Here is a 10,934-nt window from a genome sequence, read left to right as displayed (position 1 = left end):
CCATGAGCGTTGTGACCCCGGCAGGCGGCGAGAGTCCGGCGACGCGGTCCTGGCCGGACGTGCTGACCACGCTGCTGGCAGGGCGGAATCTGGGTGGGGACGACACCGCGTGGGCGATGGACGCGATCATGCGCGGCGAGGCGAGCGACGTGCAGATCGCCGGGTTCGTCGTCGCGCTGCGGGCGAAGGGGGAGACCGTCGAAGAGGTCTCCGGCATGGTGCGGTCGATGTACGCGCACGCGAACACCATCGAGGTGCCCGGCGCGACCGTGGACATCGTCGGCACCGGCGGCGACCGGGCGAAGACCGTCAACATCTCCACCATGTCGGCGATCGTGGTCGCGGGCACCGGGGCGAAGGTCGTCAAGCACGGCAACCGCGCCGCGTCCTCGGCCAGCGGCGCCTCCGACGTCCTGGGAGAGCTCGGCGTCAATCTGCAACTGACGCCGCAGCGGGTCGTGGAGGTCGCGGAGGAGGCGGGCATCACCTTCTGCTTCGCGATCAAATTCCACCCCGCGCTGCGCCACGCGGGCACCGCCCGGAGCCAGTTGGGGGTGGCGACCGTCTTCAACTTCCTCGGCCCGCTGACCAATCCGGCCCGGGTGCGGGCGCAGGCCACCGGGGTCGCGGACCCGCGGATGGCGCCGATCATGGCCGGCGTGCTGGCCGAACGCGGCTCGTCCGCACTGGTGTTCCGCGGTGACGACGGCCTGGACGAGCTGACCACCACCGCCACCTCCCAGGTGTGGGTGGTGCGCGACGGCAAGGTGGAGCAGACCGCCTTCGACCCGCGGGACGTCGGCCTGCCCCTGGTGCCCGTGGAGGCGCTGCGCGGCGCCGACGCGGCCCACAACGCGGACGTCGCCCGGCGGCTGCTCGCGGGCGAGACCGGGCCCGTACGGGACGCCGTGCTGCTCAACTCGGCGGCGGCGCTGGTGGCCCTGCGGCCCGGCAGCGGGCCGTTGGAGGAGCAGATCGCGGCCGGTCTGGTGACGGCGGCCGAGTCGATCGACTCGGGCGCGGCGGCGGCGACGCTGGAGCGGTGGGCGGCGGCGAGCAACGCGTAATCGCCACTGTGGCGGAATTCGGATAGGTCCCCCGGGGACCGAGCACACGACGCTGTCCAATTTCTGGACGGCGTCTTGTGCGTTCGGCGCCTTGTGGCAGAATGCTGTCCAGGTCACGAGTGACAGCGTCAAGGCCCCGGCTCGCTGTCCGGCAACCCTCCGTCCGAGGCGGGGTGCCCCGGGTGATGACCAGGCCGTGAGCAGCGAGGCTCATGGCAAGCCGGACTTGGGGAGTTCTTTCATGAGCAAGCGAATGCGATAGGGCCTGTCGGCCCGGTTCCGCCGTTCCGCCTTTCGTTCGACGTTTCCATCCCGCGCTTCTGTACCGCGAGCCATTCCTTTTCGGCTTCAGATGTGCGGTGATTTCGCCTGCCGTAATCCGGGAGATCGCCATGACTGTGTCCATCGCTGCCACCGACCGTGAGATTTGTACCCCGCTGCCCGTTCTGGGCCGGGACGTCCTCGTGCCGCTCGTGACGGGCGGCGAAGTGACGTACGCCGCGCTCGACTACGCCGCCAGCGCCCCCGCGCTCCAGCGGGTGTGGGACGACGTGGCCGCCTACGCCCCCTACTACGGCAGCGTGCACCGCGGCGCCGGCTACCTCTCGCAGCTCTCCACCGACCTGTTCGAGCAGAGCCGGGTCACGGTCGCGGAATTCCTCGGCTGTCGGGCCGAGGACCAGGTGATCTTCACCCGTTCGACGACCGACTCGCTCAATCTGCTCGCCGCCGTCATCCCGGCGGGCACCCACGTCTTCGTCTTCGAGACCGAGCACCACGCCTCGCTGCTGCCGTGGCAGACGCGGGACGACGCGCGGGTCACCGTCCTGGGCGCGCCGCGGACGCCCGAGCAGGCCGTCGCCGCGCTCGACGTGGCCCTGCACGGCGCCCCCAAGGGGCCCAAGCTGGTCTGCGTCACCGGCGCCTCCAACGTCACCGGTGAGCTGTGGCCGGTGCGGGAGCTGGCCGCCGCCGCGCACCGGCACGGCGCCCGTATCGTCCTGGACGCCGCCCAACTGGCCCCGCACCACCCGGTGGACATCGCCGCGCTCGACGTCGACTGGGTCGCCTTCTCCGGCCACAAGCTGTACGCGCCCTTCGGCTCCGGTGTCCTCGCGGGCCGCGCCGACTGGCTGCGCGAGGCCGAGCCGTACCTCGCGGGCGGCGGCGCCAGCCGCAAGGTCGCGCGGCGCGCGGACGGCGGAGTCGACGTCGAGTGGCACACCACCGCGGCGCGGCACGAGGCCGGGTCGCCGAACGTCATCGGCGTCTACGCCATCGCCGCGGCCTGCAAGGCGCTGACCGAGGCCGGGTTCGACCAACTCGTCACCCGTGAGCAGCGGTTGCTCGCCCGGCTGCGGGAAGGGCTCGCCTCCGTGCCCGAGGTGCGGGTGCTCTCCCTGTTCGGCGAGGACGCGCCCCGGGTCGGCGTGCTCTCCTTCGTCGTCCAGGGCTGGAACAGCTCGCACTTCGCCGCCGCGCTCTCCGCCGAGTACGGGATCGGTGTCCGCGACGGTCTCTTCTGCGCCCACCCGCTGGTGCGTACGCTCCTCGGCGCCGAGGGCGACGACCCGGGCGAGTGCGGCGCTCCCGAGGCCGCGCCGGGCGAGCGCGTCCTCAACGCCATCCGCGTGAGCTTCGGCGCGGGCACCCCCGAGGAGCACGTCGACCGCTTCGTCCACGCCGTCCGCACCCTCGTGCGCGACGGCGCCCAGTGGAACTACCGCACGGAGGACGGCCGCTGCGTGCCGGACAGGCGCTAGCGCCTGTCCGGCCGAACACGAACGGCACCCTCGGTGCGGGACTCGATGGCCTTCAGGACGGCGATCATGTCCGCGGCCGGGTCGGTGGCGGCGGTCTCGGTGAACAGGGCGAGGCAGGTGTCGAGCAGGGGGGTGGCGGTGGCGGAGGCGCGGGCGGCCTCCGCGATGAGGCGGTTGTTCATGAGGACGTCGGCGGCGGCGGCCTGGACGGTGAAGTCGCGGGCGAGCAGCTTGGGGGACTTCATACGGGAGACGCCGCTGGCCATCGGTCCCGCGTCGAGCACGGCGAGGAACTGACGGGCGTCGACGCCGTGCCGCTCGGCGAAGTGGAACGCCTCGGTGAGCCCGGTGACCACGGTGATCAGGAAGAGGTTGACCGACAGCTTCATGAGCAGGGCGCCGGGCACCGGCCCGCAGACGAAGGTCTCGTGGCACATGGGCGCCAGCAGCGGCCGTACCGCTGAGACGACGGCGTCCTCGCCCGCGAGCATCGCCACCAGGCGGCCCGCCTCGGCCGGGGCGCGGGAGCCGGAGACCGGGGCCTCGACGTAGCGGCCGCCCGCCGCGCGGACCTCGGCTTCGAGGCCGAGCGAGTACTCGGGCGAGGTCGTGCCCATGTGGACGAGGGTGTGCCCCGCGACGTTCGCCGCGAAGGCGGGGGTGCCGCGGCCGAGGCAGGAGTCGATGGCGGCGCCGTCGGCGAGCATCACGAAGACGGTCCCGGCCCGGCGGAAGAGGTCGGCGGGGCTGTCGGCGGTTTCGGCGCCCGCCGCCCGCAGGGCCTCGGCGGCGGGCGCGCTGCGGTTCCACACCACCAGCGGGGTCCCGGCGCGGAGGAGATTGAGCGCCATGGGCCGGCCCATGACCCCGAGCCCCAGGAAACCGATGTCCACGACGCACCGCCGCCTCTCTTGCCGTTTATGACAGCCGTCATAATACTGGTCGTTATGACAGTGGTCATAGAGGGTGCGGAGCGGCGGACGGCCGCTCCCGCCGACGGGATCGACCTGCTCAGGCCCGCCGACGCGGACGCGGTGGCCGCCCTCTTCGCGGCCTGCTCCCCGGAGACGGTCCGGCTGCGCTTCCTCGGCGGCGCGCGCGAATTCCCCCGCGCCCACCTGGACCGTCTGCTGGCAGGACCGCCCGCGGCGCACGACGCCGTGGTCGCGTACCGCGGCGGCCGGGACCGCCTGGTGGGAATCGCGGGCTTCGCGGCGGACGACACCGCCGGGCCGGGAACCGGCGGCGAGCTGGGCGTGCTGGTGGTGGACGCCTGGCAGCGCCGGGGCGTCGGCACCGCCATGGTCGGCCTGCTGCTGGCCCGCGCGCGGGCCAGGGGTGTCGAGCACGTGACGGTGAACGTCCCGCACGGCAGGCGGGGCCTGCTCGCCGCGCTCGGCCGCCGCCTGGAACCGGTCCGCGCGTCGTACACCCCGGACGGTCTGACCGCCGTCTATAAGGTGGCCCGGACGACCCGGGCGGCAGGGGTCGGAACGCAGTAGCTCCGTGGAGGTGTCGACGATGGCCGGGTCAGAACGCGGACCGCGCGAGCGGATGGTCTTCAGCGCGGCCCAGCTCATCCGGCGCGAGGGCGTCGGCGCGACCGGCATGCGCGAGGTCGCCGCCCACGCGGGCGCCCCGCGCGGCTCGCTCCAGCACTACTTCCCCGACGGCAAGGAACAGCTCGTCAACGAGGCGGTCGCCTGGGCGGGGAACTACGCCGCCAAGCGCGTCGCCCGCTTCCTGGCCGCGCTGCCCGACCCGACCCCCGGCGGGCTGTTCGCCGCGATGGTCGGCCAGTGGACGGACGAGTACGCGGCCGACGGCTTCGACGCCGGATGCCCGGTCGCCGCCGCCTCGGTGGACTGCGCGCGGACCACCGAGTCCACACGGAAGGCGACCGCCGCCGCCTTCGCGGCCTGGACCGCGCCGGTGGCCGCGGCGCTGACCGGCATGGGCGTTCCCGAGGACCGGTCCGTACCGCTGGCGACCCTCATGATCAGCACCCTGGAGGGCGCGATCCTGATCGCCAGGGCCGAGCGCGACGTCCGCGCCCTCACCACCGCCGCACGGGAGTTGGGCCCGCTGCTCGACGCGGCCCGCGCGTGACCGCGTACCGGGAGCGCAGGACGAATCCGTAGGACGAATCCGCAGGACGAACCTGTAGGCGGAATCCGTAGAAGGAATCAGTCTCAGGCGTCGAGGCCGATCGCGAACGCGGCCTCCAGGTCGTGCTGCGAGTACGTACGGAAGGCGACATGGGTGTCGGTGGCCTCGACACCGGGGATCTTGGAGATCCGGCCCGGAATGATGTCGGCCAGGTCGTCGTGGCGGGCGACGCGGACCAGCGCGACGAGGTCGTACGTGCCGGTCACGGAGTAGACCTCGCTGACGTTGTCCAGCGCGGCGATGGCCTCGGCGATCTCCGGAATCCGGTCGACGGAAGTCTTGATGAGCACGATCGCGGTGATCACGGCTGGATGTCTCCTTGGGTCGACCCGACTACGACGCTCAGCTTACGACGCGGCCGGTAGCACACCCAGGCGCACAGGAACCCGAAGGCGAAGCCGACGACATGGGCGAGATACGCCACCCCCGGACCGTTGTTGCCGGTCTGGGCGGCGAGCCACTGGAGGACGAACCAGAAGCCGAGCACCATCCACGCGGGGAAGCGCAGCGGGATGAAGAAGAGGAAGGGGAACAGGCTCGTCACCCGGGCCTTGGGATACAGATAGAGATACGCGCCCAGCGCCCCGGAGATCGCCCCGGAAGCGCCGACCAGGCTCTGCGTCGACTCGGGGTTGGCGAGCGCGAAGCCGTACGTCGCCAGATAGCCCGCGACCAGGTAGAAGAGCGCGAAGCGCACCCGGCCCATCCGGTTCTCGACGTTGTCGCCGAAGACGTAGAGGAAGAGCATGTTGCCGATCAGGTGCAGCCAGCTCCCGTGCAGGAACATCGCCGTGAGCACCGACAGCAGCGGCGACTTCGCGTACGCGTGCGGGGCCGCGCAGCCCGCGGGCAGGTCGAGCCGGTCCATCGGGAGCCGGCCGTGGAACAGCTCACTGGGGATGACACCCCAGTGCGCGAAGTAGACGGCCTGCGCGCACTGGAGCTTGTCGCCCGTGCCGTAGGAGGGGTTGAAGCCGGACAGCGGTCCGAGGAGGAAGACCACGGTGCACAGGGCGATCAGCGCATACGTCACGACCGGCGTGCGGCGGACCGGGTTCTTGTCATACACCGGGATGACCATGGACCGATGATGACGCAGCGGTCGTAACGGACATAGGCCGCCTCGCCGCAGCGCGTCGCGGGTCGGAGGCCGTAAGGTGACCCCGACGTACGCCCGTCAGCACTGATACGCCCGACCGAGGAAGAGGTGCAGGACCGATGCCGGTGCCCATGCCCACCGCCACCACCCGGTGGCGCTGCACGCAGTGCGGCAATCTGACCCGGTTCGACGTGACCCGCTCCACGCGGGTCGTGGAGTACGTCCATCTCGACCTCGGCGGCGAGCCGCGGATCGAGGAGACCGACGTGCTGACCGAGACGGTCGAGTCCGTGCGGTGCCGCTGGTGCAACGCCGCGGACCAGATCGAGCTGGTCGACCGGCCGGGCGCGGCCGTGGCCGCGGGAACGTCCGAGGGAACGGCCGGGGAAACGGACTCCGGCGCGGACGCGGAGACCGGTTCGGCGCGGGACTGAGCCTCCTTACGGGGACAATGGATGCAAGAGGCGGCGGCCGGAGGGATCGAAGGGGGCCGGGGAGGCGCCGTGTAACCGGACGGGAGTGACTGGTGGACGGTATCGGCGGCTTTCCGCGGGCCGAGGCGAGGGGGTCCGAGACGGATGCCGCCGACGGGCCGGGCGCCGACGCGTCCGGCGCCGCGGCGCAGGACCCCGACACACCGCGGGCCGACGACGAACCGGGCGCCGAAGCACCGCCCGGCCGTGACGGCGGCGGCACTCCCGACGGCTCTACCGGCAGCGTCTCCGGCAGCGCTCCCGACGGCAACGCTGCCCCCGGCGCCGACGCTCCCGGTGACCCCGCCGACACCGGTGATACCGCCGACCCCGCCGATACCGGTGTCACTGCCGATGACGACGCCGCTCATGAACCCGCGCTCGACCGGCCGCTGCCCGAAGGCGTACGCCACCGCGTCGTCGCCATCGCCGCCGACGCCTTCGGCGGGTTCACCTTCGCCGAACTGCCGGTCTCGCTGCGGCCGTACGCCCGTTTCACCCCGTCCAGACGTGTGAAATACGCGGCCACCGCGCTGGCCACCGCGCTGGAGGGCGACCCGGCCTTCCGGCACAAGGTCGCGGGCAAACTGCGCGAGGCGCAGCCGGAGCTGACCGGGGCGCTGGACGCCGGCACCCCGCCGCCCGCCGCGGACCCGCTCGACGTGGCCGCCGCGGCCTATCTGCTGCGCCCCGCGGGCTGGGCCAAGCTTGTCACCACCGCGGGCGAGGAGGCCCAACGGGCGCACGCCGAGCGGGCCGACGAGGAGACGCTGCGCGAACTGGCCAAGCTCCGCGAGGAGGTCCAGGGCCTGCACACGCAGCTGCGCTCGGACGCCGTACGGGCCCGCGCCGAACTGGACGCCGTCCGCAAGGAGGGCGACTCGGTGCACCGCAAGCTGCGCAGCGCCCTCAGCGACGTCAAGCGCGCCGAGGCCGCCCAGCGCAAGATCCAGGCGGAACTGGACGAGGCGCGGGCCGCCGCCGCCCAGGACAAGGCCGCCGCGGAGAGCGAGGCACGGCGGCTGCGCACCCGGCTCGCCGAGGCCGAGGCGGCGGTCGAGTCGGGCCGCCGCGCCGCCCGTGAGGGCCGCAGCATCGAGGACGTACGGCTGCGCCTGCTGCTGGACACCGTCCTCGACGCGGCCTCGGGGCTCCGCCGTGAACTGGCCCTGCCGCCGCGCGACACCCTGGGCGTACGCCCCGCCGACACGGTGGACGCGGTCGCGCCCGGGGCCTTCAGCCCGCGCGACATCGCCACCCGCGCGCTGTCCGAGACCGACCCGGCGCTGCTCGACCAGTTGCTCGCGCTGCCGCAGGCGCACCTCGTCGTCGACGGCTACAACGTCACCAAGACCGGCTATCCGTCGATGCCGTTGGAGAAACAGCGGCTGCGGCTGCTCGGCGGGCTCGCGGCGCTGGCCGCGCAGAGCGGCGCCGAGGTCACCTGTGTCTTCGACGGCGCCGACCTGGACATGCCGGTGCTGCTCGCGCCGCCGCGCGGGGTGCGGGTGCTGTTCAGCAAGGCCGGTGAGACCGCTGACGAGTTGATCCGGCGGCTGGTGCGGGCGGAACCGCCCGGCCGGCAGATCGTGGTGGTCTCCGCGGACCGCGAAGTCGCCGACGGGGTGGCCAAGGCGGGCGCCCGCCCGGTCGCCTCCGTCCTGCTGCTGAAACGTCTCGCACGCGTCTGAACCGCGCCTGCCGCTCGCGCCGCCCGCGCCTCCGGCCCCCGGCTCCCGGTCGCCGCACCGCCGCAGCACCGAACCACCGAACAGATCACTATTCGTTCGAGTATTCGGTTCGCGAACGCGCCATCGTCGACGGAGCGTTGATCCACCCTCACTGCGCGTACGAAGGTCGTAAAGAATGTGCGAACCGGTCGAGATTTTGCCAACAAGGATTTGAACCGATCACAGATAGGTCACTAAGGTCGGGCGTCGAACCTCCGCGCAGTCGATCATCCAATCCGGATGGCGCGCCGGGGGCCGCCCGCCAGTCAACCGGTAGGCGGCTGAAGGAAGAAGGAGCTCGCCTTCGTGGCGTCCCACCGTCGTCCCAAGCCGGCAAGCCGCACGCGCGTGACCGTGCTGACCGCCACCGCCGCAGCCGCGGTGGCCCTCACCTCCCAGGCGGCCCAGGCCGCCCCCGCCAAGCCGACCGTCAAGGACGCCAAGGCGAAGGTGGACGCGCTGTACGAGCAGGCTGAGCAGGCCTCAGAGAAGTACGACGGGGCCAACGAGAAGCTGCACACCCTCCAGAAGGAGGCGGGCACTCTCCAGGACCAGGTGGCCAGGCAGCAGCAGCACCTGAACCAGCTCAGGGACGGTCTCGGCGCCATCGCCGCGTCCCAGTACCGCAGCGGTGGCATCGACCCGTCGCTCCAGCTCTTCCTGTCGTCCAACCCGGACAACTACCTGGACCAGGCGACGACGCTCAACCAGCTCACGTCGATCCAGACCGACTCGCTGCACCAACTCCAGGACGCCAAGCGGACCCTGGACCAGCAGCGCGCCGAGGCGACCGCCAAGCTGACCGAGCTCCAGACCACCCGCACCGAGCTGGCCAAGCGCAAGGCCGAGGCGAAGGACAAGCTGGCCCAGGCCCAGCAGATCCTCAACTCGCTGACGGCCGCGCAGCGCGCGTCCATCGCCGCCGCCGACGCCCGCGCCAACCGCTCCACCACCCGCGTGGACCTCGGCGACGCGAAGCCCGCCTCGCAGCGCGCCGCCGCCGCCTTCTCCGCCGCGCAGTCCAGGGTCGGCCTGCCGTACGTGTACGGCGCCTCGGGCCCCAGCTCCTTCGACTGCTCCGGCCTCACCTCGTGGGCGTACCACCAGGCCGGCGTGACGATACCGCGCACCTCGCAGGCCCAGGCGAACGCCGGGACCCGGATCTACTCCACCTCCCAGCTCGCCGTCGGCGACCTCGTCATCTTCTACGGCGACTACCACCACGTCGGCCTCTACGCGGGCAACGGCATGGTGCTGCACGCGCCGAAGCCGGGCGCCTCGGTGCGCTACGAGTCGATCGGCAACATGCCGTTCCAGTTCGGCGTCCGCATCTGACGTCTTCCGGCGTCGTTCCTCACCGATTTCACGGGTCCGCGGGAGTCTCCCGCGGACCCCGGTGCGTTCATACGGCGTTCGGACTCCTACGGCGTTCGGGTGATGAACAAGTGCCCGGTGCCGCCCGGTGCGGGTGTGTGACCTGGGCGGGAGGCGCGGCGCGGCGATGCGGGGGCCGCGCCTTCTTTGAACTCTCCGCGTCGCGCTGACTACTGTCAGCTCCCGTGGCTTCCCATCGACGCTCCCCACAGCCGGGCTTCGCCGCCCGCACCACCCGGGTCACCGTGCTGTCCGCGGCCGCCGCGGCCACCGCGGCGCTGTCCGGCGGTGCGGCGCAGGTCGCCTCGGCCGATCCCGGCGGGGGCGCACCCGACACGGCGTCCCGGCTCGACCGGCTCTACCAGCAGGCCGAGCAGGCCACCGAGAAGTACAACGCGGCGCAGGAGCACGCCAAGCGGCTCCGCGCCGACCTGACCACCCTCCAGGACCGGGCCGCCGAGGGGCAGCAGCGGGTCAACGACATGCGGCAGGAGCTGGGTTCGCTCGCCTCCGAGCAGTACCGCAGCGGCGGCATCGACCCCTCGCTCGCCCTGATGATGTCCTCGGACCCCGACCAGTACCTGGACCGGGCCACCACCTTGGACCGGCTCAGCGCCCAGCAGGCCGGGCGGCTGCGCCAACTCCAGGAGGCCGAGCGGCTGTTGCTCCAGCAGCGCTCCCAGGCGGCGGGCAAGCTCGCCGAACTGGACAAGGCCGGGGCGGTGCTCCAGGACCGCAAGCGGTCGGTGCAGCGGGCGCTCGCCGAGGCCCAGCGGCTGCTCAACGCGATGCCCGCCGCCCAGCGCGCCGGATACCGTCCCGGCATGGACGCCGGGCGCGCCTCCCGCGACCGTACGACCGCCGACCTGCCGACCATCCCGAATCTGCCCGCCGCCTCGGGGCGCGGCGCGATGGCCGTGGCCGCCGCCCGCCAGATGGTCGGCGCCCCTTACGTCTGGGGCGCCACCGGGCCCAACTCCTTCGACTGCTCGGGCCTGATGCAGTACTCGTACGCACGGGCCGGGGTCGCGCTGCCGCGCACCTCGCAGGAGCAGATGAACGCCGGGCAGCGGGTGCCGCTGGACCAGGCGCGGCCCGGCGATCTGGTGATCTACCGCGGCGACGCCAGCCATGTCGGGATGTACGTCGGCGGCGGCCAGGTCATCCACGCCCCCTACCCCGGTGCCAGGGTCCGCTACGACCCGGTCGGCATGATGCCGATCACGGCCGTGACCCGGCCGTAAGGGCGCGGCGCCCCG

Annotated in this window: 11 protein-coding genes and 1 riboswitch; of the genes, 8 read left to right on the top strand and 3 right to left on the bottom strand. The window is 72.6% G+C overall.

Annotated features, from left to right (window positions below; genetic code table 11):
* Positions 1-2: 2 nt before the first annotated feature.
* The gene (trpD, locus tag ACIOC1_RS08995) at positions 3-1,067 is read left to right on the top strand and encodes an anthranilate phosphoribosyltransferase (protein ID WP_355334260.1); all 1,065 of its coding nucleotides are present in this window, start codon (positions 3-5) and stop codon (positions 1,065-1,067) included.
* 111 nt (positions 1,068-1,178) lie between these two features.
* Positions 1,179-1,295, top strand: a riboswitch (SAM riboswitch).
* 164 nt (positions 1,296-1,459) lie between these two features.
* Complete coding sequence (locus tag ACIOC1_RS08990; RefSeq protein ID WP_355334257.1) at positions 1,460-2,830, top strand: aminotransferase class V-fold PLP-dependent enzyme; 1,371 nt, start codon at positions 1,460-1,462, stop codon at positions 2,828-2,830.
* On the opposite strand, the gene ACIOC1_RS08985 is transcribed toward ACIOC1_RS08990, so the two are convergent.
* Positions 2,827-3,723 (bottom strand): NAD(P)-dependent oxidoreductase, encoded by an 897-nt coding sequence (locus ACIOC1_RS08985; protein ID WP_401852918.1) that lies wholly within the window; start codon positions 3,721-3,723, stop codon positions 2,827-2,829. The two genes, ACIOC1_RS08990 and ACIOC1_RS08985, sit on opposite strands and share 4 nt — an antisense overlap.
* A gap of 54 nt (positions 3,724-3,777) precedes the next feature.
* On the opposite strand from ACIOC1_RS08985, the gene ACIOC1_RS08980 reads away from it, so the two are divergent.
* Entirely contained in the window at positions 3,778-4,332 is a 555-nt protein-coding gene (locus ACIOC1_RS08980; protein ID WP_355334254.1) for a GNAT family N-acetyltransferase, read from the top strand.
* Between the two features lie 19 nt (positions 4,333-4,351).
* A complete protein-coding gene (locus tag ACIOC1_RS08975; RefSeq protein WP_401852916.1) occupies positions 4,352-4,939 on the top strand; it encodes a TetR/AcrR family transcriptional regulator in 588 nt (195 codons plus the stop codon).
* 83 nt (positions 4,940-5,022) lie between these two features.
* Here the strand turns inward: ACIOC1_RS08975 and ACIOC1_RS08970 are convergent, their stop codons facing one another.
* Together ACIOC1_RS08970 and ACIOC1_RS08965 are read right to left on the bottom strand one after the other, a co-directional pair.
* On the bottom strand, positions 5,023-5,304 hold the full coding sequence (locus tag ACIOC1_RS08970; RefSeq protein WP_188281460.1) for an Lrp/AsnC ligand binding domain-containing protein: 282 nt from the start codon (positions 5,302-5,304) through the stop codon (positions 5,023-5,025).
* Positions 5,301-6,080, bottom strand: a complete 780-nt coding sequence (locus ACIOC1_RS08965) for a rhomboid family intramembrane serine protease (RefSeq protein ID WP_355334249.1) — start codon at positions 6,078-6,080, stop codon at positions 5,301-5,303. Before ACIOC1_RS08965 ends, ACIOC1_RS08970 begins: the two co-directional genes overlap by 4 nt.
* A gap of 137 nt (positions 6,081-6,217) precedes the next feature.
* Between ACIOC1_RS08965 and ACIOC1_RS08960 the strand changes: the two genes are divergently transcribed.
* The 4 genes from ACIOC1_RS08960 to ACIOC1_RS08945 all read left to right on the top strand — a co-directional run bounded on the left by ACIOC1_RS08960 (position 6,218) and on the right by ACIOC1_RS08945 (position 10,919).
* Positions 6,218-6,532, top strand: a complete 315-nt coding sequence (locus ACIOC1_RS08960) for a hypothetical protein (RefSeq protein WP_391043890.1) — start codon at positions 6,218-6,220, stop codon at positions 6,530-6,532.
* A gap of 431 nt (positions 6,533-6,963) precedes the next feature.
* Positions 6,964-8,262, top strand: a complete 1,299-nt coding sequence (locus ACIOC1_RS08955; RefSeq protein WP_391044265.1) for an NYN domain-containing protein — start codon at positions 6,964-6,966, stop codon at positions 8,260-8,262.
* Positions 8,263-8,607: 345 nt separating this feature from the next.
* A complete protein-coding gene (locus ACIOC1_RS08950; RefSeq protein WP_391043892.1) occupies positions 8,608-9,636 on the top strand; it encodes an NlpC/P60 family protein in 1,029 nt (342 codons plus the stop codon).
* A 224-nt stretch (positions 9,637-9,860) separates the two neighbouring features.
* Positions 9,861-10,919 (top strand): NlpC/P60 family protein, encoded by a 1,059-nt coding sequence (locus tag ACIOC1_RS08945; RefSeq protein ID WP_391043894.1) that lies wholly within the window; start codon positions 9,861-9,863, stop codon positions 10,917-10,919.
* Positions 10,920-10,934: the final 15 nt, after the last annotated feature.

It is taken from the genome of Streptomyces sp. NPDC088197 (assembly GCF_044741185.1).
In the GTDB taxonomy this organism is placed as follows: domain Bacteria; phylum Actinomycetota; class Actinomycetes; order Streptomycetales; family Streptomycetaceae; genus Actinacidiphila.
This window is presented reverse-complemented; position numbering and strand designations above follow the sequence as displayed.

What these genes read in the sequence shown, in the direction of transcription:
- trpD (WP_355334260.1), top strand. Translation starts at nt 3, where the DNA reads ATGAGCGTTGTGACCCCGGCAGGCGGCGAGAGTCCGGCGACGCGGTCC.
- ACIOC1_RS08990 (WP_355334257.1), top strand. Translation starts at nt 1,460, where the DNA reads ATGACTGTGTCCATCGCTGCCACCGACCGTGAGATTTGTACCCCGCTG.
- ACIOC1_RS08980 (WP_355334254.1), top strand. Translation starts at nt 3,778, where the DNA reads ATGACAGTGGTCATAGAGGGTGCGGAGCGGCGGACGGCCGCTCCCGCC.
- ACIOC1_RS08975 (WP_401852916.1), top strand. Translation starts at nt 4,352, where the DNA reads ATGGCCGGGTCAGAACGCGGACCGCGCGAGCGGATGGTCTTCAGCGCG.
- ACIOC1_RS08965 (WP_355334249.1), bottom strand. Translation starts at nt 6,080, where the DNA reads ATGGTCATCCCGGTGTATGACAAGAACCCGGTCCGCCGCACGCCGGTC.
- ACIOC1_RS08960 (WP_391043890.1), top strand. Translation starts at nt 6,218, where the DNA reads ATGCCGGTGCCCATGCCCACCGCCACCACCCGGTGGCGCTGCACGCAG.